Here is a 23,963-nt window from a genome sequence, read left to right as displayed (position 1 = left end):
GTTACCAGTTGTTTCCTGACATGATGAGCACCTGGCTTTCTGTCCCGTATTTTATTTCATTAAGAAAAATTTCTTTCCCCTGATCCAATGGAATCAGAGAAATTCCTCTGCGCTCGTATTCTGTTTCGAGAGTTGAAGAAACCATTCCTGCTCCTTTCCACGGTCCCCAGTTGATGGAAATTACTTTTCCTTTTAATTTTTTGTTTAACGCTTTGGCATAATCGTCTAAAACGGAGTTGGCTGCCGCGTAATCAGTTTGTCCTTTATTTCCGTATACCGAAGCGATGCTTGAAAACAGAACTACAAACTGGCAATCCGGACGAAGCTGTTCTGCCAGTACACGAAGCGGCTTAACTTTGGTATCAAAAACGCGTTCAAATGAGCTGGAAGTCTTCTGTCTGAAAAGTTTGTCTTCCAAAAGACCAGCTCCATGGATTACGCCGTCCAAATGTCCGTACTGTTCGTAAATACTGTTGATCAGGTCAGATAGCCCGTTCTCATCACAAAGGTCTAAAGACTGATACACTACGGTACTTCCCAATCTTTCCATATCACGGATTGTGCGCAGGATCTGATTGTTTTTGAATCTTCTTACCGTGGCTTTCTCTATTTCGGCAGGTGAAGTAAATCTTCCGGTTTTAATCAGATAGCTTCTGATTTCTTCTTTGGTTTTCATGCTTTCCAGTTCCTGCTCAGAGACCTCATCCCGGGGATCTGCTGATCTTCCGACAAGAATGTAAGTACACGGATAAGCTTCTGACATATGTTTAACAAGCTCAGACGTAATTCCCTGTCCGCCTCCGAGTACCAATACTACTGATTTCCTGTCCAATTGGATATGTGCTTCCTGAAGACTGGTAGATAATGGTGAAGGAATAATATCTACTTTGTGGCGCTGATCGTTTTTATAAATCACTTCTGACGGTTTATCAGTGGTCAGTATTTCTTTTAAAGCAATTTCAGCAATTTGTTCTATCTGCTTTGGGGTGCTTAAACTGATCAGCCTGCAGTTGGTTTGTTCAAATTCACGAGCGAGGCTTTTGAAAAGTCCCGGATGTCCTTTGTAATGGCGTAAAAGAGTGGTATCTGTCAGTTCCTGAACATGTGCAGGAATATCCGAAATCAGATAGATCCACTGTGCTTTATCAAGATCCATTTTTTTAATCAGATCCACATGATCTATAATGTTGTGTTTTACAGAAGAAGAGAACAGATCAAGGATAATTAATCCGTCAAAATCAGCAAGATCTCTGTTTATATCTATTAATTCTGCGATGGCTCCATGCTTTTCAAGTTCACTTTTGATGGCTGATGTTGCTTTGTTGTCATCCTGAGTAATGGCAAACCTTTTTCCCTGTAATATTTCAGTATTCTGTACGGGAGAAGCATCGGTAGGCGTCAGATCAAAACGAAGTCTGGACAACAGGTTTTGTACAGGTTCTGAAGTAGTGTTTCCACTCATCTCATTGATCCAGGATGCCAATCCGTTCAGTGTTTTAATGGCTGCCAGCTTTTCCATAAGATCATCGGCCTGCTCCAGATCCTGTCCGAAGCCTATCTTGGTTTTAAGATCTCCTATGATTTCCATTCTTTTAATGGAATCAATACTCAGGTCAGCTTCCAGATCCAAATCCAGTCCCAGCATTTCTTTTGGATATCCGGTTTTTTCACTCACGATATCCAGAATGGCTGTCTGAAGCTCCTGAAGAGAAAATACAGTTTGGTTTTGAGGTTTTGAAACTGTTGTTTCTGTAGTTCCGGTTTTCTCGGAAGTTGTTTTTGTTCCTGTATATTCTGTCAGCCAGGACACCAAACCGTTTAAGGTTTTAATTCCTGCCAATTGTTCCATAACAGTATCTTCATTAGCATGATCACCTGCAAGTGTTCCCAGTTCACTGCGAAGTGTTCCTATGATCTCTACTCTTTTGATGGAGTCGATGCTCAGGTCTGCTTCCAGATCCATTTCCATTCCCAACATTTCATGCGGATACCCTGTTTTATCACTTACAACCTGCAGCAATAAAGTTTTGATATCTTTTACAGGAGCTTCTTTCACTGGAATCACTGCTGTTTTCTGCTGAACTGCCGCCTGCACAGGGATGGTTACCACGCGATCATTCGCAGGTGCGGGTACTGATGGGGTATAAACAGGTGAAGGGCTGATCTGCGGATTCTGTCCCAGGAAGGAAAGCATCACATCACGCTGTGCCTGAATCAGCTGTTTCATGGTATTTAAATATTCCTGCAGCATACGTTCAGCAGGCTGATGTTCTGTTGCAGGAGCTTGATGGTTATTGGTAAAATTGTTCATTGGAATTGGATTTAATATAGGTAACGCGCCATTAGCCGGCAGAGTTCCCGTGGTTGGATGTGCAGTCTGCCCGTTCACGCGCCAGATGGCAGGACTTTTCTTATAGAGTTCAGGCTGGCTGAAGTCAACTAATTTTGCATTGCGGCCTTCAAAAAGCTTTTCAATAGTGAAGGAACGACCTGTTCCGAGGTATTGGGCCAGCATGGTGAGAAGGTGGCTTAGCTTATTTCGGTTGCTGTCTTCTACGTATAAACTCAGTTGATCTTTTTCCAGACATGATTTAGTGAGTCCGGTAAGAACTTTCCCCGGGCCGACCTCAATAAAGATCCTTGCACCGTCGTTGTACATGGCCTGAAGCTCCTCTACAAAACGTACGGGCTGAACCAGGTGATCGGTTAGTCTTTCTTTTATTTCTGATGTTTCTGACGGATAAATAGCTGCCGTGGTATTGGACCATACCGGAATCTGCATTTTCCCGAAAGGAATATCTTTTAATACAACATCATATAATTCTTTAGACTTAGCTAATAATGGGCTATGGAAGGCACATGCCACTTCCAGTTTCTTAGCGGAAATACGTTCCTGTTTAAGGATTTCCATTAATCTGTCGATGGCTTCAGTACTTCCCGCTACCACACATTGGGTTGGAGCGTTGTAATTAACAGGGTAACATCCTTCCACCTTATCCAATACCGGCTGAAGAAGTTCTCTTGTTGTACTTACAGCGACCATTGAACCCGGATCTCCGCCTTCAACAGAATCTAAAATAGCATGAGCTCTTCGGGTACTTAATTCTACTAGTTTTTCTTCCCCGAATACGCCTGCGAAACACAATGCAGGTAATTCCCCGTAGCTGTGTCCGGCCAACATATCGGGAACAATTCCCAATGATCTCAGTAATTGAGCTAATGCAAGATCAACAATTCCCAAAATAGGCTGTGCCAAACGGGTATCTTTAATGGTTTCTTTTTGCTTTTTTAAGGAGGCTTCATCGAAAGTAACGGATGGGAAAACCACTTTTTCCAGCTCCGGATGATCTTTTATCAGATTACGCAGATCAGGAAAGGCCACAAACAGATCTCTCGCCATATTGATTCTCTGGCTGCCCTGTCCCGGGAACAGGAAAGCTACTTTTCCTTCCTTTTTATTTACGGTGAAGGTATCTTTGCTTTCAATGCCTGATAAAGCCAGTTCGATGTTCATCATCAAATGTTCTGAAGTATCAGCAACAATACTTAGCTGAATAGGTTTTTCTGATCCTACGGCTAAACTGTAAGCCATATCTTTTAACGGAATATCTCCGTTGACTTCTAATAAAGATTTAATCTGAATCAGCTGGTTTTTAGCTTCCTCATAGGTATTTCCGCGGAATACAAATAATTCCGACGGCCACGACTGCAGTACCGCAGAATCGTCTTCCTTAGGATGGTTCGCAATAACCGTATGGAAGTTGGTTCCACCAAATCCAAAGGCACTGATGCCTGCATATCTGTTCTTCTCGCCCCACAATCCACTTTCCGCATAGAAAGCAAAAGGGCTGGTTTGTGCATTATAATAAGCATTCGGCTGCTGAAGGTGAAGTGTCGGTGGTTTCACCCCGTGATATACTGCGAGGGAAGCTTTGATAAGTCCGGCAAGACCTGCCGCACATTTGGTATGTCCGATCTGCGTTTTTACAGAACCTAAATGAGTCTGGCCCGGCGTAGCACCTGAACGGCTGAACAGATTGGTCAGGGCACTAAGCTCCGTTTTATCTCCAACTACTGTTCCTGTCCCGTGAGCTTCTATCAATCCGACTGCTGCCGGGCTGATTCCTGCCTGAGTATAAGCACGTTCCAAAGCTCTTACCTGACCTATTTTTCTAGGCGCAGTAAGTCCCAGGGCTTTTCCATCGCTGGAACCTCCAACCCCTTTGATTACCGAATAAATACGGTCACCGTCTTTGACTGCATCTTCATATCGTTTTAAAACAAGGATAGCAATCCCTTCTCCCAGAGCAATTCCATCTGCTTCACTGTCGAATGTAGCGCATCTTCCTTTTCTGGAAAGTGCATGGGTACTTGAGAACATCAGATAATCATTAATGCCGTTGTGTAAATCTGCTCCTCCTGCCAGAACCATATCCGATTTACCCAATACCAATTCCTGACAGGCAAGATCAATAGCGGCTAAGGACGAAGCGCAGGCTGCATCTACGGTGAAATTTCTTCCTCCAAGATCCAGACGGTTGGTAATACGTCCTGCGATGACATTCGCTAAAATACCCGGGAAGGAATCCTCTGTGGTATGTGGAAATGCTTCTTTCACTTCTTCATGAAGTTCACCGAAAACCTGTTTATAGTATCCTCTGAAACTATAGCTGTTGGCCAGATCATTACCGCCTTCAGCCCCTATAATAACAGAAGTATTTTCTCTGTTGATGTTTTTCTCGCCATACCCTGCATCCTCCATGGCTCTTTTCGCTACTAGCAAGGTTAACAGCTGTGTAGGTTCTATGGCAGCCAATGACTGCGGCGGAATCCCGAATGCAAGGGGATCGAAATCAATTTTAGGGATAAATCCGCCCCATTTGGAGTGGGATACATCCGGCCCGTCCGAATCGGGATGGTAATACAGTTCTTTATTCCATCTTTCGTCCGGAACTTCCGTAACGCTGTCTCTTCCTAAAACAATATTTCGCCAGTATTCGTCCAGGTTTTTGGCTCCCGGGAAAATACATTCCATTCCTACAATGGCAATATCAAGAGGCTTTTCTGTTGATACCGGTTCTTCAGGCAGTGCCGCCTGTTCTATATATGAATAATTGTCAGTGCTTACATTCTGATGAAGAGCTGCTAATGAAATAACGCGGTTTTGCATGGTAGCCACCTGCCCTATCATGTACATTCCCAGATCCAGCTGTTCGTTTTTAGGGATATCAACCAGTTGATTTCCTCTTCGGTCTACGCCTTTAGCTGCAATTCTCAAACGGCCTACGTTTAGGTTTTCAAGCTGTTCCCAGATTTGTTTTTTATCAATTCCGGCTGCAAGAAGTTTATTCTTTTCGGCAGTAAAATGCTGGGCAAATGCTGTATTTAAGCAACGGGTTTCGTGTCCCGGAGCTGTTTCCAACAATACCGTATCTTTTGCCTGCATAGCCTGCACCTGGAATTCTTCTTTGATGGCTCCGGTAAGTACAGCTTCTTCGGTATAGAGATAAGCCGTTCCTATTAAAACCCCTACTTTTACGCCTCTTGCCGTTAAAGAAGCCGCCATAATAGAAACGAACGCCGTTGAAAATGCGTTATGGATACCACCTGCAAAAAATACACTGATCTTTTCAGGGTGTTCTTCTTTTAAGATACGTTCTATTTGTTTTTCCCAAAGAACCATGCTGGAAAGCGGGCCTACATGTCCGCCACATTCGCGGCCTTCAAAGATAAAGTTCGTTGCCCCTTCCTTTAAGAAAATATCCAGCAACGCAGGAGACGGAACATGAAGAAAAGTAGTAATTCCTGCTTTTTCAAAAACTTTCGCCTGTGCGGGTCTTCCTCCGGCAATAAGCACTACGGGAGGTTTAGCCTCTAATATATAGGAAGCCTGCTCTTCTCTCAATTCCTGAGGAGCAAAACCCAGAATACCTACTCCCCAGGTCTTCTCCCCGGCCAGTTTTTTTGTTTCCATTACCAGAGATTTTGCCTGTTCCCCTTTCAATAAGGATAAAGCGACAAACGGTAAAGCTCCCGCATCTGCTACAGCATTCGCGAACTGAGGAACATCACTGACACGGGTCATCGGTCCCTGTGCGATAGGATAGCGCAAACCAAGATGTTTAGCCATAGCGTTATCTTCACTGATCACTTTAAGGGCTTTTGCCTGCTTCAGGTGACCGTACATAGCTTCTCTGAATCCAAAAACCATTTTCTTCAGATTCCTGAAATCTTCATATAAATCTACTGCCAACGAAATATCCTGTCCCATTGGAACATAACTTTTTTGGAGATCAAAATCTTTAAAGTATTCTGTTAATTCTTCAGCGGTTATATTTTCAGGCAATGCAGGTGAGTTAGGTCTCACTAATACACGATGGCCGGCAATAATTTTAGTTTCTGTTCCATTCAATTTTGAACACAGGTCTTTTATTTCCTGAGGAACGGAGCTTTCCGGGAACAGAGCAAGTTGGCTGTCCAGAACAACACCTGCTGCTCCTAATGCTTTCACAGCTGCCGCGGTATGAAGTCCTACGCCTCCCTGTACCCATACAGGTATGGTCTGAATTTCTTTGATAATACGCTGAAACAGTACAAATGTTGATTCATAGCCTACTAAACCAGCCGCTTCATTTCCTTTTATAATAATACCGGCCGCACCTGACTGCTCTGCCTGAACAGCCTGCTCTAAACTGCTTACCTGATAGATGGTATCTACATGAACAGCCATGCTCAGCGAAACCCCAAAAGGAAGAATGGCCAGTTTTACTTTTTCGGAAATCTGGAGTGATTCGGGTTTTTCATCGGAAAGACAAATACCATAAGAGGGAATATCTATCTGATCAAGTTGATTCACCGTTTCCTGAGCGGCATTTACATCACGTCCTAAACTTAGAACAGGGAACGCACCGGACTTATGCAGTTGATGCACAAGGTTGGCATCCGGCTTTTCAAAAGGCGTTAATCCAATAATGGTTAAGTTTTTCATTTCATTTATGGTATTGAGATAATAATTAGAAACTTCATAACAAAACATCAAATGTTTCAACACTAAGGTTGTTTGTTATGAGGGAATAAAAATAATGAATTTATGTTATATTTTTAATCATAAATGAAAATTCATAATAATTTTTTAACAATAAATTATTATGAATTCAAATAATATTAAAATACAAGAATTATATTTCTAATTTTAAGAAATAAGACGGTACAGTCTATAGAATTCAATTATAAGCGTTTATAATTAAATAATGCAAAGCAAATATATAAATAAAAAACATAATATTTCAAAAATAAGAGAATTATTTTTCTAATATTACAAAAAGATAACACATCTACAAACCTGCATTAAATCTGTAAAAACTAAATATTAACGATAAGATGTATTTTTGGAAAAAATTGTGTTTTGCATGATTTTCATCATCAAAATCCAAATTGAAGAAATCTCAAAAGACTATCGAAAAATTAAAATAAAAAGCAATTTATACTGGAATTCAGTGAATTATATTATTTAAAAAATGACTTTGCTTGAGTAACAAATAGTATGCCTTTATTTTATTTACTTTAAAAACCGCACATTTTTTGGATTCCAGAATATTTTGGGCAGATCACCTTCAATTCCTCCTGTTTTAAAGAAATGACCGCATTCAAAGTTTTGTGAAGCTTGAATTATAGAATTCACTACACTCCTTTTCCTATTCATCATAAAAAAATCTGCAAAACCCTTGAGATTGTTTAATCCCGCAGGTTCTGCAGATTCAGAAGTGTGTTTATTTATCCGAAAGTTAAATCAAAAAAGGGCTTGATTCAATCATTAAGGTTGGGAAGAGCTTAGTCTCTGTTACCACTTTTTGCCTGGCGTATAGCTTGGTTGTCTTTCAGATTAAGTCGGTACACCAATGTCAGGCGGTATCGTGCTGCATTAGGAATATCGGTTTGGCTGATCTCGTACCCCGAACCCACTGTTTTACTGCTGAATTTACGGAGATCAAACAGATTGCTTACATCAAACGTTATTGTTGCTTTATCTTTCAAAAAGGTCTTGCTGAAGCCAAAATCAATACTATGAACGGCATTTGTTCTGGTTTGAGCTGTAGCTTCGGCACCTTTTAAATTGTACAGCGCCTGGAAAGCAAGCTTTTTCTGCAGTTTGAACTGTGTACTTACACGGGCGGTAAGCGTGTTTCCCGAATAATCGAAGTTCTGATTCTGGTAACTTCCTTTTTCAGCATAATGAAAAAGATTAAGCTCTGTATTGACCTGAAGCCACTTGACCGGATTATACAGTATGGAAAGTTCAAAACCAGCACGCGTTTCCCTGTTGATATTGACAGGCATGGTTACAAATAAACCGTCAGCATTCCGGTAAGTATAATCTTCAATTACACCTGTATTCTGCTGATAATAAAAGGATGGATTAAAGGTAAGAGTCTTCCAGTTTTTAAGAAGGCTTACTTCAAAAACATGAGCATAAGACGGGTTGAGATCGGGATTACCCACATAGCGGCTGCTTAGATCAGTCAGTTCATTAAACGGATAGATCATTGCCAGCCTGGGCCTGTTGATTCTTTTGCTGTAACTGCCTTGTAAAGTTGGACCTTCATTAAAACGATAGCTGACATTCAGTGTAGGAAACAAACGGGTGTATCTTTTTGTATCGGAATAGGTTCCCTCACGGTCTTCGATGTTAATATTTGTCGATTCACCGCGGAGACCTGCCTGATAGCTGAAACTGCCTGCTTTTCCGGAAAACTGAACATATGCGCTCCCAATCAGCTCTTTGTACAGCAGGTGATTATCGATCTGATCAATAACTTCCCAGAGTGTCTGATTCTGCTGCTCCGCAATAAAATCGCTGTTCACCCTTCTGTCTTCCATTTTAATACCGAATTCCAGTGTTGAAGTACTATCCAGCGGCTGTATCATATCTGCTTTGATCATAAGATCTTTACTTCCTCCATCTGAACCAGTCCTGATCATAGGGAAAGCAGCCGGATCCGGAAAAGTTCTTTCGGTAAACAGGTTCCATTTCTTATCGCTTTTCCAGAAATCATACTGCATATCTACCGTTAATTTTTTCCCTGCTTTCTTAAAGGTTTTGGTATAATTGAATTCAAGCTGGTTATAGCTCCGATTTTCCCATGATTCGCCGCGGCGGCTGAGGCTGCTATCAATAACTCCGTTCCTGTTGGAATACAAATAGTTCAGACTGGTTTTGTCGTGATCCTTAGTGGCATTTCGCATAAAAGCCGCAGTGACAGTATTATGATCATTGATCTTAAAATCTGCCCCAAAATAGAGCAACTTACCATCATCATGACGATCTTCATCCTGTCTTCGATCCAGGTAGGCAGGTGTTCCTGAAAGCCCTGTTGACTGTTTCATGGTGTACAAACCTACATAATCCGTCAACCGAATGCCGTACGTCGCAAAAAGATTCAGTTTATTTGATTTGTAATTTAAACTAGGGCTGATGCGTGTATCGTTTGGAATTCCGCCAACAAGACGTAATTGTCCGCTGAATCCTGCTTTTTTATTCTTTTTAAGGATAATATTAATGATCCCTGCAGAACCTGCAGCATCAAACCGGGAGGAAGGGTTGGTAATCACTTCTACCCGCTCCACCTGATCGGCCGGTACCTGTTCAAGAGCATTGTTTTGAGTTAATCCTGTACGGCGACCATCAATCAGTACCAAAACATTAGAATTTCCCCGGAGGCTGATGGCTCCGGCCGGGCTTACACTCACTGAAGGCACAATATTAAGGAGATCTGTTACTGCACCGGACTGAGACAGGACATCTTTACCGACTTCAAAGACTTTTTTATCCAGTTTCAGGCTTACGGACTGACGTTGCCCGGTTAATGAAACCTCCTGTAATAGTTTTCCTTCAGGTTCCAATATTATTTTTTCTACGTTAACAATCTCGTCAGATTTAATTGTTATTGGCTTACTGATACTTTGAAACCCAATTAAACTGTACATGATGGTGTAATTTCCGGCAGGAATATTTTCCAGACGGAATGTTCCCTTGCTATCCGAAATTCCGGCCGCAACCGATTCACTATCCGGCTTATTTAATATTACAGTTACATTGGGTAAAGCCTGGGTTGATTTTTCCTGAACAGTACCGATGATTTGCCCTTTCTGTGCAAAAGAATACCCTGCGGTGAGGGTAGTCAAAAGGAGGATTATTATTTGTTTCATGTCGTAAATTTAAATCGTGTAAAGAGCCATTCACACAGGAAACATCTGAACGGCTCTAAAGGCTTTCCAACGACATCAGATTTATCAAATTAGCTTGTATATTTACATAATGCATAATTTGATTTTTTTATTAACCTTTATTCAAATATTAACAGCCCCCATTATTCGTAATGATGATCCCATCACAGTTTATAAGGTTGGCGATGATTTGGCATGGGCTGCAAAAAATTATGATGAGACAGGCTGGTCAGAAACACGGGGTAATACTTCGGACAAGATATTCTGGTCCCGGACTCATTTGGATCTTCGCTCTGCAGATCACAAGCAGATGCCTCTGGGACTCCGTATTGACTCTTTCGGGTCTTTTGATGTATACTGGGACGGTGTATTCATTGGCAGAAACGGACAACTTCCGAAAAACGGACAACCTGAAGTTCCGGGTACCGAAAGCACCTGCTACCTGATTCCGGATCATCTTATCTCACCCGGCATTCACACGGTTGCTTTACGGGGTTCACAATCTTTACATCCGGATATTCAGCGAAACAACAGATTTACCATAGACAGCTATGAGACATTCCTGACAGAACCACTGATTACGATGTCTTATATGAATCTGATGGCAGGCGCCTTTCTAATTGCAGCCGTATATTACTTTTTTCTTTATCTGAACAGCAAAAACAGACAGCCGGATATCCTTATATTCGGTACGATATGTTTTCTGTTTTTTGCTTTACTGATCATGGAATATCTTAAATTTCATGTATTTATTCCCTACTCTGATTTTTTTATCCGCCTCGAGATCATTGGGTGGCTGACTTTTGCCATTGCATTATTGGTTCCCCAATATTTTATCATTCAGTTTAAATTCAAGAGAGGAAAATGGCTCATGGCTGCTTTGCTGGTCTCTCTTTTACTACTTTACCTGTTCAATTACGGACATTATGATCTAACCGCCAAGCTCTATAGTCTGGCTATGCTTATCGCTGCATTGATCATTGTTCTGAACGGAATTATTCAAAAAGAAAAAGGAGGCTATATCGTAATGCTTGCTCTTTTAACCAGTGCCCTGGTCAATAATCTGGTATTTTATGATTATGGTCTTTTTATCAGTTTTACCATCATTGTACTGTCCATGCTTTATCTTCATTCTATCCGTACAAGTGTTATTGAAACGGAACATCAGCATGCGGTACTGCTTTCTTCAAGACTTCAGCTGGAATTGCTTAAAAAGAATATTCAGCCTCATTTTTTAAGAAATACCCTGACTTCTATGATGGATTGGGTAGAAGAATCTCCAAAGGATGGAGCCCGCTTTATTCAGGCATTGGCCGCAGAGTTCGATATTATGAATGAAATTTCCGAACAAACTCTTATTCCCGTTACCAAAGAGCTTGAGCTTTGCAGGCAACATCTTGCCGTAATGGGTTTCAGAAAGGAAATAAATTACCTCTGGGAACAAACCGGAATAGACGAAACGCAAATGATTCCGCCAGCCACCATTCATACTTTACTGGAAAACGGAATCACACACAGTGAACCCTTATCTGAAAATACAATTCAATTCATTATTCGGTATTCCTTTACAAAAGGTATCCATCAGTATACTTTTGAAACCCTTGCGAAAAATCGCCGGATCACTACAGAACGTACGGGCGGCAATGGATTCAAATACATCAAAGCCCGTCTGACTGAGAGCTATGGTAAGAACTGGACATTCGAATCAGGCCCTACAGAGAACGGCTGGCTATCAACCATTCAAATTTTATCAACATGAAGATTCTGATTATTGAGGATGAAGCGAGAATCGCCCGCCGTTTGCAACGTATGACATCCGAATTTTTTATGGATAGACCTGCTGATATCATCATCTGTGATTCTCTTCAAAAAGGGCTTGATGAAATAGCAGTTCAGGCACCTGATCTTCTGTTGCTGGATCTTAATCTTAATGGCGATAACGGTTTTGAAGTATTGGAGCAAATGGTAGCCGCTTCTTTTCATACCATCATTGTTTCTGCCAATACAGACAAAGCGATTACTGCGTTTACCTATGGAGTCCTTGATTTTGTTCCGAAACCTTTCGATGAGGAGAGGCTTTTCAAAGCTCTGACAAGATTTGTAAGCCCGGCATTAAAGCCGGATGCAGGCATTGAATATCTTGCTGTAAAGAGAGCCGGACAGGTACGACTGATCAATATTGCCGAAGTGATTTATATTAAAGGAGCAGGAATCTACACGGAACTCCATCTGAGAAACGGACAGAACGAACTGCATGACAAATCACTGGAACTTCTGCAACAGCTTCTCCCCAATCGGTTTGAACGCATTCACAAATCTTATCTGGTTAATTTTCAGCAAATTGAAAAGATACTGATTCAATCCGGTACCCGATACCAGGCACTCCTTAAAAACGGCGAAACTCTACCTGTGGGACGATCGAAATATAAGGATCTCAAGAATAAAATGATCTGATATTTCGATAGCGGCACAAAGTAAATATTATCTGAGCATTCTAAAATATACTCAGCCCATACTGTTTTACAAGGTCTAAAATCATATGATATCCGGCTAATGAATTTCCATGCGTATCTAAAGCAGGGCTGAAAACGCCAATCCCCATTTTTCCGGGAACACTGACTGTAATTCCTCCTCCAACACCTGATTTACTGGGAAGTCCGACCGTACGGGCATATTCTCCACTGAATTCATACATTCCCGCGATGAGCATCTGTGATTCTATCAATTTTGCCATCTCTGCATTTTTATATGTAGAATCTCCGTCAAAGCGAACACATTGATTGGCAAAGAAATATCCTATTTTAGCTAAATCTTCAGCGGTAAGTTCAATAGAGCATTGTTTGAAATAATTATCCAGCTGGTCTTCATTTCCTGAAATCAAACCATTGTTTTTCATCAGATAAAACATTCCCCGGTTACGGTGTCCGGTAGATTTTTCAGATTCGTAAACGGATTTATTATAGTCGATTGCGGAATTTTTAGTCATGTAGCGAACCATTTCCAAAACTTTAAGGAATGGTTTTTCGCCATCGCCGGAGATTAAGGAAGTGGTAAGAATGGCTCCGGCATTCATCATCGGATTGAGTGGTTTTCCTGCTGTTTCCAGATTAATATAGGAGTTAAAAGGTCGGTCGGTTCCGAAATAGCCCATTTTATCAAAAACATTGGCTTCTCCCTTTTCACTCACTGCAATCATTAATGCAATAATTTTAGAGATACTCTGCATGGTAAATTTTTTATGAACGTCCCCGACATTAAAAATCTTTCCGTTTTTTTCCACTACCGATAAAGCCACTGCTCCAGCCTCCATCTTGGCCAGTTCCGGAATATAATCAGCCACTTTTCCCTGTGCGGAATAGGTTCTGTTTTTTTCAAGAATACTGTTCAATGTTTTTTCTGAAACCGCTGAAATATCAGTTGTTTTCTGAGCGTATGCAAAGGTATTTAAAGAAAGAAAAGCTGCAACATATAGTATTTTTGCAGACCCTAAAAAGCTGTTTTTGTTCATAAAGGTATTTTCGGCCAACATCTTATCATCAATCCGGAAAAACAAAGATAAAGCATTCATCCTGTGTCAACAAATCTCCCGGAAAATATCAGCTTTGTCATTTTTATAATATCCTGATTTCTTTCCGATTAAAATAGAACGAGTCATAAAATCAAGGTTTAAAATTCTCAAACCTATATAGATTTCAGGCTTCCTATTTTAATTCAACCCAAAAGCAAAATCCTTGACTGTCCGGGCAATAATATAAGGCTGGATCAGGGTTCAGCAGGATTAAGTATTTCTACTCAAAGCCGTAATTGGTCATTTATACTCTATAAAAAATGGGGTCTTCTTTGTTACTTTGAACTACCAATTAAGCGTCAAATAGTAACGGTGAATCCACCCACTGACACGCTGAAAAGTATCATTCATACAACTAACAACCAAAACAATTCAATATGGAAACATCAAACGTAAGCGGAACCGCCAATTCATCCGGTCAGCTTCAACTAGGCAACGGAGCTCAGTTCTGGGTTTATCTTTCTCCTCAGAACGACACCTCCAAAATGATTTCAACATGGCGTGTAACCTTCTCACAAGGTAACTGGAGTGATTTCATTTCAAGCGAGAATCCTACAAAACAGATCCAAACTCCCAACCTTTCCGGAATCTTTGATATTAAAGTGGAATTATTAAGCGGATCTACAGGAACGTGGCGCCAAATCCCGCCTCAACAGGGAAGTAACAATGAAATAGGCTGTAATTCCAACTGTGCTTCTATGGTAGGCATCGTTGCCGACAGTATGAATCCATTCCCAGGTGCCATTAATGCTCATTTCTGGACTACTTGGGATGCTATGTGTAAAGCCCATTAGGCAGAAAAGAAAATTTAAATTCAACAGTCCATACCATTCCATTGCCGGCCTTGTTTTTTTGAAGTGTACCAATGCATGATCCTTATTTTGTGTTTTTACACTTTATGAAAAAATGGTTGGCAATTTCTGTTGACGATTTCCTCTTTCCGTCTTTCTAAAACTAATACAATATAACCTATGAAAACAGAAAATTACGACGTCATCGTTATTGGTGGCGGAGCCATTGGTTTAGCAACCGCTTACCATCTCGGCAAGCGAAAAGCCAAAACCTTAGTTCTCGAACAATTTACTTTTGTGAATCAGCTCGGAAGTTCAGCAGGCGTATCCCGCCAGTTCCGGATTCCCTACCCTGATGAATATATGGTACAAATGGCACTGGATGCGCAGCCTTACTGGGATGAACTGGAAAAAGAAGCCGGACAGTCCTTGCTTGATAAGGTGGGAACGCTGTGGTTCGGAGATCCTGCAGTACATTCCACCGAAGGCAATATTGCAGAGGCCGAAGAAGCTCTTAAAGCCTTGAATGTTCCCTATACGACACTTACCGCGAAAGAAATTGAAGAAAAATACCATTTCAAAAACCTGCCGGAAACGTATACCGGACTTTTTCAGCCGGATGGGGCGAGCATTAATTTTAAAGCGACCATCGAATCGCTTTTGAATTTGTGCAGAAAAGAAGAAACTGTTCATCTGGAAGAGAATTCGCCTGTGTTTGAAATCAAACAGATAGGAGAACTTTTCGAAATTACGACGCCTAACGGTATTTACATTGCTAAAAAGCTGGCCATTATTCCCGGTCCGTACATCAACAGTGTAATCAATCTGCTTGATTTCAAAATAGAAGCCACTTACTGGAATATGTCTTCGGCTTATTTTAAGAAAACCAATCCTGAGATACAATATCCGACCTGGTTTGTATTCCAGAATGCCGTGGGCGAAAACGGCAACCAGTTTTACGGTTTTCCATCGGTAGACTGGGATCATCCGGAATACATCCGTGTAGCACCGGATTTTGTGATTGAGCCATTAGAAGAACCCGGTGACAGAACATTAATTCCGAACCCTCAGGAACTTGGATATACGTCTGACTGGGTAAAAGAGCATATGACCGGACTGGCTACAGAACCGGAATATACTTCCACCTGTCTTATTGCCCTGAGTAAAATCCCCAATAAGGAACTTCTGATTGATTTCGCACCCAAATATGTTCCGAATTACAAAAACATTGTGGTGTATGCTACCGGATGGGCGGCCAAATTCACACCTCTGTTAGGAAAAATCATGTCCGATCTGGCTTTGGACGGTCATACGAAATATGACATCTCCCACTTCCAATTAGGACGCCAATACTTTAAAGCTCTTTAAAATTATAAAATCATGAATAAAAATACACCTCTGAATACCGGAAAACAGCCGGATTTAAAAACAGAAGTCGCCATTATTGGTGCAGGAACTTCAGGCCTATACACGGCTTACCGCCTGGTAACGGATAAAAAATATACTGCCAGCGAAGTACAAATCTTCGATATGAACGACAAACTGGGCGGAAGACTGGAATCTGTCATTATGCCGGGAATGAATTTCTGGGGCGAACTGGGAGGTATGCGTTACCTTACTTCTCAGGAAATTGTAACTACTTTGATTGAAGGCTACCCTCTTTCGGAAACCGATCCTGCAAAGCGTATCCCGGTTCTGAAAGATAAAATGACCCCTGTCCCTTTTCCTATGGGCGATCCCTCAAAGCTGCTGATGTATCTTCGAAAAGACCGCTGCAAGCAGGATGCCTGGACAGTGGCGCAGGGAGAAGGTGAAAAACTGCCAACCCGGTATTATCTGAATGATGATGATTTCGGTTTCAGTTCAGATCAGCTGTTCAACAAGGTTATTTACGATGTTTTAATGGCTGATGCCTGGGTAGCTGAAACTTATGGAAAAAAAATCATCAAAGGATCTTCCATTTACGATTATTCTTTTGAGTTAACGAGCAGAGACTGGGATGATATCAAGCCTAAACTGGTTTATAATTTCCCCAATTCCCCCTATGATCAGCGTAAAGTCAATGATTTAGGTTTCTGGAATCTCCTCAAAGATCAGGTTTCACAGGAAGGTTATGAATTTTTGGCTAATGCGGGAGGATATTATTCCAATACCATCAACTGGAATGCGGCTGAGGCTTTTCCTTATATGGTGGGAGATTTTTCCGCCGGAACGATTTACAAAACCATTGAAGAAGGCTATGACAGTATTGCCTATGCAGTAGCCAATTCGTATATGGAGCATGAAGGAGCCTGTATCTGGTCTAAAAACAAACTGCTTACCTTCACCAAAGACCATGATCTGAAAAGCACCTACAAATACCGGCTTACTTTCCTGAATCTGGAAACCAATACACAATGGAACGTTTACGCCAATACTTTGGTTCTTGCCATGCCTAGAAAGTCTCTGGAACTTCTGGATCAGGATAATTTCTTTTTCAATATTAATGAGAATTCAGTGTTGAATGAAAATATCCGCTCTGTTATTATGGAACCTGCTTTTAAAATACTCATGGGCTTCCCTTATCCATGGTGGAAGGAACTTGGCATTGATTCAGGACATTCTATTACGGATTTACCGATGAGACAGTGCTATTATTTCGGAACGGATCCCCAGACTAATAATTCCATGCTTTTAGGAAGTTACGGAGATATGGAAACGGAAACATTCTGGAAAGCATTATCTGATGACAAAATTCTTTTTGAAGTAAAAGCCGCCAAATCGGCCTCGCTGAAAGAACTGCATGAGCTGGATGATGTTCAGGCCACCCGAATGATGGTGGATGAACTGATGAACCAGCTTCGTGAGCTTCATGGTGAAGAAATTACAATTCCGGAGCCTTATGTGACGTATTTTAAAGACTGGACGGACGAGCCGTTCGGTGCAGGATATCATGCCTGGAAAGCCGGATTCTCTGTTGAAAACGTGATGCCTTACATGAGAAAACCTGTAGCAGATGAACAGATTCATATTGTAGGAGAAGCCTATTCCGATCAGCAAGGCTGGGTTGAAGGCGCTTTCTGTGAGGCAGAAAAAATGCTTCAGGAATATTTTGGACTGAACCGCCCGATATGGCTGAACCCAGATTATTATTTGGGGTGGTAGATAAAACAAGACTTACAAAAACAAAAGCTTCAGAAGTATCTGAAGCTTTTGTCTAATAATATATTTGGTAAAATTTGAGAAATAAAAACTCTGGATAACAAAATCAATTTCTCTTTTTTCACATTCATATTCCAATTTCCTTAATAAACAGTTACCGGGCCTACCAATCCCATAGACTGCAGCGGCTGGTCTTTCTTTTTCTGATTGGTCCAATATTGGGCTACCTCATTATTTTTGAGAGTTTTCATATAGTTGACCATAACTGTGGTCACTTTTATCTCGATTTCATTCGTTCCGTTACGGAGTAAGCCTTCCACAGGATAAATTCTTCTGCCAAACCATTGCGTTCCCAGCTCTTTCCCATTGACTGATACTTCGCAGATCCCGAATACATTTCCCAGATTGATATAGTGTGCAGTCTCTTTATCTTCCAGCCGGAAACTATTTCGGTAGATTACGGTTCCGGCAAAGTAAGCATATTCAGGGATTTCTTTAAGATCTTTCAGATTTTCCAGTTTTTCCTGTTTCACCGTGCCGTCATAATGTCTGAATTCTGCATTCCATTGGCCGTTGATTTCTTTTGCATCATTTCCTGTCAGAGGGCTTTCTTTCCATACGGTTCCTTTTTTGTGCCTATCGAAGACAATCAGTTTTGAATCTGCCGGACCTAAGTTGATATTCAGATGTCCATCCGGAGCATTCAGTTTAAACCGTTTACCCGTTACTGCATCCCATAACCAGGCTTGTTTGTTTTTGATGACATTTTTTTCAAATATTAAATCCAGTTGGGCACTGTGCTTACTGCTGGAATTATTAATCAGGGAAATTTCGGCATCATCCGTGTGATAACGTATCTGTGTAATAAATGTTTTGGGTTCCCTGATCTTCACATAAGGGGTGAGATTGTATTTCTCCTGAACACTTTTATACCAACCCAGAAAATCAGATGCGGGTTTATTTAAATGAATAAAATGCTCCGGATAAGCCTTCATTTTCTCAATCCAGCGCTGTACTTCCAGATCTCTTGCCTCGTAATTGTTCCAGCCCGAAGACCGATCCGGAATTGCTTCAATGCAGAATACTTTTCCGCCTCCATTTACAAACTCGTGCAGTTTTTCTGCCGCAGCTATATCCAGACTATGCACTTCAATCAGAAATAAGGTGTGATACTTTCTTTTTTCATAAGTAAGAAAACCTTTTTTCACTTCTGAATTCTTAATCACGTTTTCAGAAACATAATCACATGCATTGCCATTCTGATGGACAGATTCCCATATCAAAGCCTGATAAGCAGGAGATACCACCACCGGAAAAGGCTCATTCTGGGCTCCAAACTCCGACCACTGATCTGCGAAAGGCGCTAAAAGGGCAATATCCGCAAACATGGTTGCCTGCTGAAGCATGGCTGAGAGTCTGGCCCGATAGTCTGTATAATGTTTAAAATAAGGCCAGATTGTATTTTTCTCATTGAAATATCCGCCATAGGTAATCCAGCCCGGGAAAGCCGCTTCGGGAGGTGAATAATTGAATCCATGGAAAACGGGATGGGTCACTCCGGATATGGTGCTCTGGTCTCCTGCTATTTTCAGAATTTCAAGAGCTTCGTTGAATACCATATCGGTGTTGGTCAATTCTTCGGAGCTGATCAGTTTTTTATCTTTTAAATGAGCGGCTGAAGAAACCAATTTGTTGATCATGGTATTTCCTCTGCCCAAATGCCAGGGATACTGGGTGAATTTTTCTTCACTTATATCTTCTCCTATGCCATACTTCAGCCAGGTTTCGCCTTCGGGAATATCCAGGTCAAAACTTCCTTCCAATGGAAAGTAGCCTCTTCCATAGCCCTGCGCTCTTGATTTTATGTTATTATCTTTGCACCACTGCACAAAGGTATCTGCAAACCTCTCTCTGAATATTTCTGCTTTGGTCAGCTCGAAATCATAGCGCATACGGTTGATCATCTTTTTGAATTCCGGTTCGGTTTTTACGGGATAAAGGATATTGGTTCCCGTTGTATTTCCCATACTTCCTATTTTAAACAGGACAAAAGCCAAATAGGGATAAAGATCATAACCTCTCCTTTTTTGAAATTCATTCATCATATCGCTGTTCCAGTTTGTTCCTTCCGTTTCCAGACTGTCGATAAAAAACGAGCGAACCTTCCCTTTCAATGGTCCGATTTTTTGTTGAATGGTATTACTCATTCTGTTGAGATATTTCTTTACAGCAGCGGTATCATAGTGATTTAGAACTGGTCCCATTCCACCCGGAGCGCCTTGAATCACGCTCATAAAACGGTTTATTTTAACCAATCCGTACACTGCGTAATTTCCTTTGGGTACTGAAACCCTGATCATTCCGCTTTGAATCTGATCTGAAAGATTAATCACCTTATCCATATGATTAAGTGGATCCGGCACGAGTTTTACTTCCAGCATTTCCATGGTTCTGCCGCTGTATGGACTGGTAATGGCCGGATCTGCTTCTTTGTAGAGATCGAAAAGGGAAAATTCGGTTTTAAGGGGACCTTTGAGTTTTTTAACCGCTAAAACCACAATCTGTGAGCATTCTTCTTTTTCCAGAAAATCACCGCCCATAGGAAATCCTGTTCCGACGAGCAAATCGCAGGTCATGTCTAATGATTCTGCCTCTTCAAGGGTGAATTTCAATAATTCAATCCATTCATCGCTTAACCATTCTACGCTGGGTTTTCCCATATCGTCTGTGCGTAAAGGAAAGGATATGGGATTGATTTCCACCCCACCTATTCCGGCCGCTTTTAAAACCCTGAGCTCACGTGCCAGCTCTGCTTTTTCTATTTTATTGCCATTCCACCACCATCGGACAAATGGTCTGTACTGATTTTCAGGATTGCTGAATATTTCAAACAGTGACTTAGATCCCGGTGAATAATATTCGCCCGGCATTGCCCATGCATAAGATGGCAGTACATTCGCTAAAACCAAACCGGATGCAGCTGCTGAACATTGTTTCAAAAAGTCTCTTCTTTTCATGAGTCACTGGGTATTAAAATGATAATGCCGGAAGCAAAATAAACGAGCAGATCAAATTTAATAGATTTCCTTACAATATAATTATTCTCAAAGAAAAAATCACCTGATGGGGATCAGGTGACTGTATTTTATTCTAAAATTTAAAGTTTGGAATTAATAAATAAATTGATAATGATTATTTTACTTTTTGTACCATTGATGCTTCGGCCGTCAGGTGGTCTCTTTTCAGGATAACAGAGTTTGGTTTTCCATTGCTGAAATCGAATTTCAACAAGTTGGGATAATCTGTAATTCTAAACCACCCATCTTTCAGATAGACTAATTCGTTGTCGTTTTTACCTTTAAAATGACTTAATAACTCGGATTCAACATACAGGCGATTATCCCTTTCCACAATTTTGGTTTCCATTCCTAATCCATAAAGGAAATCGTCATATGTTCCGATTAATTTTTCTTTTAAGGCTAAAGGCATTTCCTGACTCTTTTCATCAGATTCTTTGCCGTTCCAGTTCATTATTTTCAGAATCTTTCTCTGAGCTTCGGTTATTACAGGGATACGATTTGGCTTTTCTCCATTGGCAAGAATCACAAAACCGTTCCCATCTTTCATTGTGGCAAAAACGCTGCCTCCCACTCCGGTATTGGAACCGTTGCACGAAAACCAGTCATAATTGTTGTAGCCAAAAGACTTCTGCCAGCCATATCCCCAGCCTCCGACTGCATGTTTTAAAGCGGTTACTCCCGTTACCTTTTTTGCTACCTGATGAGAAATCACTTTGTTATTTTTATTACGCAGAGCATTTTGTATCTCAATGGAAAGTTTAGCCAAATCAGTTGGTGTAGACCACATTCCTGATGCTCCCACTTGTGGTGTAATCGGCAGCCCGGTTTTAATCACTTTCCCCTCTTTATCATGCACAGAAGCAACGTCGCTGAAAAACCCCCTTTCATTGGGCTGTATCATGCTCGTATTTTTCAGGCCAAGCGGAGAGAAAATGTATTCGTTGGCCAGTTGTGCAATAGGTTTGTTTAAAGTATCTTCCAAAGCCATCTGAACAATAGTATAGCCTCCTCCGCTATATTGCCAATCTGTTCCCGGCGTGAAAAGAAATTCGATTTCTTTATTATATCTCGGAATCTGTCCTAAAAGACTTTGTTTCAGAGTTGGGATTGTTTCTCCCTCATAATGGTCTGCAAATCCATCCTGGGTGGTCCCTGCAGTGTGATTGAGAAACTGTCTCCACGTAGGACTGTGATTTTCAGTAAACTTACTTTTTGGCAAATGCCATCGTTTCAGAGACTTGTCTATGGGCTCATCTAAATTGATCAGTCCTTTTTCTTCAAGGATATGGCAAAGAAGTGCTGTAATCGGTTTTGAAATAGATGCCGTGGAAAAAGCGGTGCTTTCATCTATTTTTTCTTTAGAATTGGTGGATTTCAGTCCGAACTGGTTGGAATATACAATTTTATAGTTTTCAAAAACAACGAGACTGAATCCCGGAAGTTTATATTTTCCTAATTGCTGATCAATATGTAAGCTGTCTGTAAGAAAGCTGTAGTCTTTTTTTGCAATTGACCCCTTGTTACTTGTCTGGCAGGATGACATTATTCCTATAAGAACCAGTACATAAATAATGCTTTTCATGGTATCGTTTTTTAATGTTAAAAAAATATTTCGATACAAATATCCGTGAGAAATCCAAGCCAGGCGACCGAGTAAAAATAGTCGATCTTATTTATTTAAAAAAATGAGTACGAATCCTTTCAAAAACCAGTTCGAATAATTACAAAATACTAAATTACAGACTTTTACGGTAAAAAGTCGGAGTCGCTCCTGTATGTTTTTTAAAAGCCGTATTAAAGGAAGATTTTGAATTAAAACCTACTTCGTACAGAATTTCAAGGACCGTTAGTTTATTCTTGGTTGCATCTTTTAAAATATCCATTGCATTTTCTATCCGATAGGAATTAATAAAGTCGTAGAAGTGTTGTCCCAATTTATGGTTGATTAAAACAGAGAGCTCTCGAACAGGAATTTCGGTCCCGTTTGAAACATCCTGAATGGTTAAAGATGGATTCAAAAATGGCTTTTCTTCCGTCATATATTTCTTCAATTTCATCACCTCAGCATTAAATTCTTCTTCGTTCTCAGTGGTTTGAGGGTTGTTCTTTTTTTCTTCCAAAACAATATCTGAAACGAGTTGCAGCTTTGAATCAACACTTCTGAATAAACCGGGATTATTCAATGCTTTGAATAAATACCAGCAAACCATAAACAGCTGGAACACAATAAGTCCAATCTTTATCCAGTCTGAAATGTATGGATAATCTGAAAATTTAAAAATGTTTTTAAAAAGGGCAATTAAATACAAAACAGCCAGTACAACCGTAAACTGGAGCAGCCATCGATAGGAATTGATACTGGTACCAGCATAATTCTCAAGATATAATTTTTTTGTTTTTTTCAGTATCATAAAAACGGCAATTATATAGGTGATTATTTGAATATGGATCAGAATATGGTTGAATTTCAATTCCAATGAACTCTGACGGTTTATGATAAAATTAATTTTAGAAGCAATATCCACCATATAAAAATGGGGCAGTAAAACTACATTCGCTATTAAAAATGGCAGCAGATGTAGCAGATGTATGGGTTTCACTCTGAAATCTGAATAGCAAACTGATAAAACATAGAGGTAAAAAACGGGAATTTGTAAAAAAGCACATGTATTTCTAAGCATTCCCAGATTGGAAGGGCGGTCGAACAGTGAGCTTATTAAAGGTTCACAAATATCCATTGATATTATAATCAGGAACAGGGCAAAAAGAGAATTGCTGGTCTTGTATTTGGTTTTAACGGTAACCAGAAAAAGTGCCAGAAATAATGAAACGAAGAGGGAAATTACCGTCACGATAATTAATACATTACTTTTATCCATTCTTTATTCTTTTTTTGTGTCTCGCAATTATTTTTTTCTTTTTTTCATAAAGTTCCCGAAATTATGACGGCAACTATTATTCGAAGCAGAACCTCTGCAAATATAAAAATTAGATAGATGTTGTTTACATTTTTCACAGAAAAAGACCATGTATAAAGCAAATACTACAAATGAGTGTAGTGAGTGATCTTATGGAGAAACAGCGTTTTAAGCATCGTCTGAAGCTTTTATTCGAAGGCTATTGCTGCAAAATTGAAGAGCTCTGATTTATAAATATTAC

General features: G+C 40.5%; 11 protein-coding genes. 5 read left to right on the top strand and 6 right to left on the bottom strand.

The genetic code is table 11. The annotated features are described in order from the left end of the window. Position 1: 1 nt before the first annotated feature. Both ACM46_RS09430 and ACM46_RS09425 read right to left on the bottom strand, forming a co-directional pair. Positions 2 to 6,988, bottom strand: coding sequence for a type I polyketide synthase (locus tag ACM46_RS09430; protein WP_048507120.1), 6,987 nt, complete (start codon positions 6,986 to 6,988; stop codon positions 2 to 4). 842 nt (positions 6,989 to 7,830) lie between these two features. After that, positions 7,831 to 10,206 (bottom strand): TonB-dependent receptor, encoded by a 2,376-nt coding sequence (locus tag ACM46_RS09425; RefSeq protein ID WP_048506402.1) that lies wholly within the window; start codon positions 10,204 to 10,206, stop codon positions 7,831 to 7,833. A 109-nt stretch (positions 10,207 to 10,315) separates the two neighbouring features. On the opposite strand from ACM46_RS09425, the gene ACM46_RS09420 reads away from it, so the two are divergent. Beyond that, positions 10,316 to 11,983 (top strand): histidine kinase, encoded by a 1,668-nt coding sequence (locus ACM46_RS09420; RefSeq protein WP_048506401.1) that lies wholly within the window; start codon positions 10,316 to 10,318, stop codon positions 11,981 to 11,983. Beyond that, positions 11,980 to 12,678 (top strand): LytR/AlgR family response regulator transcription factor, encoded by a 699-nt coding sequence (locus ACM46_RS09415; RefSeq protein WP_048506400.1) that lies wholly within the window; start codon positions 11,980 to 11,982, stop codon positions 12,676 to 12,678. The genes ACM46_RS09420 and ACM46_RS09415 overlap by 4 nt, the downstream gene beginning before the upstream one ends. A gap of 40 nt (positions 12,679 to 12,718) precedes the next feature. Here the strand turns inward: ACM46_RS09415 and glsA are convergent, their stop codons facing one another. Next, positions 12,719 to 13,732, bottom strand: a complete 1,014-nt coding sequence (gene glsA / locus ACM46_RS09410) for a glutaminase A (protein WP_048507119.1) — start codon at positions 13,730 to 13,732, stop codon at positions 12,719 to 12,721. Positions 13,733 to 14,169: 437 nt separating this feature from the next. Here glsA and ACM46_RS09405 point away from each other — a divergent pair, with 437 nt between their 5' ends. From ACM46_RS09405 to ACM46_RS09395, 3 genes are all read left to right on the top strand, one after another. Then, positions 14,170 to 14,586: a hypothetical protein gene (locus ACM46_RS09405; RefSeq protein ID WP_048506399.1), complete on the top strand. Its 417-nt coding sequence runs from the start codon at positions 14,170 to 14,172 to the stop codon at positions 14,584 to 14,586. Between the two features lie 177 nt (positions 14,587 to 14,763). Further along, positions 14,764 to 15,951: an FAD-dependent oxidoreductase gene (locus tag ACM46_RS09400; RefSeq protein WP_048506398.1), complete on the top strand. Its 1,188-nt coding sequence runs from the start codon at positions 14,764 to 14,766 to the stop codon at positions 15,949 to 15,951. A gap of 12 nt (positions 15,952 to 15,963) precedes the next feature. Then, positions 15,964 to 17,727 carry a flavin monoamine oxidase family protein gene (locus tag ACM46_RS09395; RefSeq protein ID WP_048506397.1) on the top strand — a complete coding sequence of 588 codons (1,764 nt, stop codon included), beginning with the start codon at positions 15,964 to 15,966 and terminating at the stop codon, positions 17,725 to 17,727. A 140-nt stretch (positions 17,728 to 17,867) separates the two neighbouring features. On the opposite strand, the gene ACM46_RS09390 is transcribed toward ACM46_RS09395, so the two are convergent. The 3 genes from ACM46_RS09390 to ACM46_RS09380 form a co-directional block, all read right to left on the bottom strand. Further along, a complete protein-coding gene (locus tag ACM46_RS09390) occupies positions 17,868 to 20,741 on the bottom strand; it encodes a glycosyl hydrolase (RefSeq protein ID WP_048506396.1) in 2,874 nt (957 codons plus the stop codon). 175 nt (positions 20,742 to 20,916) lie between these two features. Next, the gene (locus ACM46_RS09385; RefSeq protein ID WP_048506395.1) at positions 20,917 to 22,386 is read right to left on the bottom strand and encodes a serine hydrolase domain-containing protein; all 1,470 of its coding nucleotides are present in this window, start codon (positions 22,384 to 22,386) and stop codon (positions 20,917 to 20,919) included. 154 nt (positions 22,387 to 22,540) lie between these two features. After that, on the bottom strand, positions 22,541 to 23,683 hold the full coding sequence (locus ACM46_RS09380) for a helix-turn-helix domain-containing protein (protein ID WP_048506394.1): 1,143 nt from the start codon (positions 23,681 to 23,683) through the stop codon (positions 22,541 to 22,543). Positions 23,684 to 23,963 lie beyond the last annotated feature (280 nt).

The sequence above is a fragment of the Chryseobacterium angstadtii genome (genome assembly GCF_001045465.1).
Classification (GTDB): domain Bacteria; phylum Bacteroidota; class Bacteroidia; order Flavobacteriales; family Weeksellaceae; genus Chryseobacterium; species Chryseobacterium angstadtii.
This window is presented reverse-complemented; position numbering and strand designations above follow the sequence as displayed.

Bases quoted from the DNA above. Each gene is read 5' to 3' on its own strand.
- ACM46_RS09430 (WP_048507120.1), bottom strand. From the start codon at position 6,988: ATGAAAAACTTAACCATTATTGGATTAACGCCTTTTGAAAAGCCGGAT.
- ACM46_RS09400 (WP_048506398.1), top strand. From the start codon at position 14,764: ATGAAAACAGAAAATTACGACGTCATCGTTATTGGTGGCGGAGCCATT.
- ACM46_RS09380 (WP_048506394.1), bottom strand. From the start codon at position 23,683: ATGGATAAAAGTAATGTATTAATTATCGTGACGGTAATTTCCCTCTTC.
- ACM46_RS09385 (WP_048506395.1), bottom strand. From the start codon at position 22,386: ATGAAAAGCATTATTTATGTACTGGTTCTTATAGGAATAATGTCATCC.
- ACM46_RS09395 (WP_048506397.1), top strand. From the start codon at position 15,964: ATGAATAAAAATACACCTCTGAATACCGGAAAACAGCCGGATTTAAAA.
- ACM46_RS09390 (WP_048506396.1), bottom strand. From the start codon at position 20,741: ATGAAAAGAAGAGACTTTTTGAAACAATGTTCAGCAGCTGCATCCGGT.
- ACM46_RS09425 (WP_048506402.1), bottom strand. From the start codon at position 10,206: ATGAAACAAATAATAATCCTCCTTTTGACTACCCTCACCGCAGGGTAT.
- ACM46_RS09405 (WP_048506399.1), top strand. From the start codon at position 14,170: ATGGAAACATCAAACGTAAGCGGAACCGCCAATTCATCCGGTCAGCTT.
- ACM46_RS09415 (WP_048506400.1), top strand. From the start codon at position 11,980: ATGAAGATTCTGATTATTGAGGATGAAGCGAGAATCGCCCGCCGTTTG.
- glsA (WP_048507119.1), bottom strand. From the start codon at position 13,732: ATGAACAAAAACAGCTTTTTAGGGTCTGCAAAAATACTATATGTTGCA.
- ACM46_RS09420 (WP_048506401.1), top strand. From the start codon at position 10,316: ATGCATAATTTGATTTTTTTATTAACCTTTATTCAAATATTAACAGCC.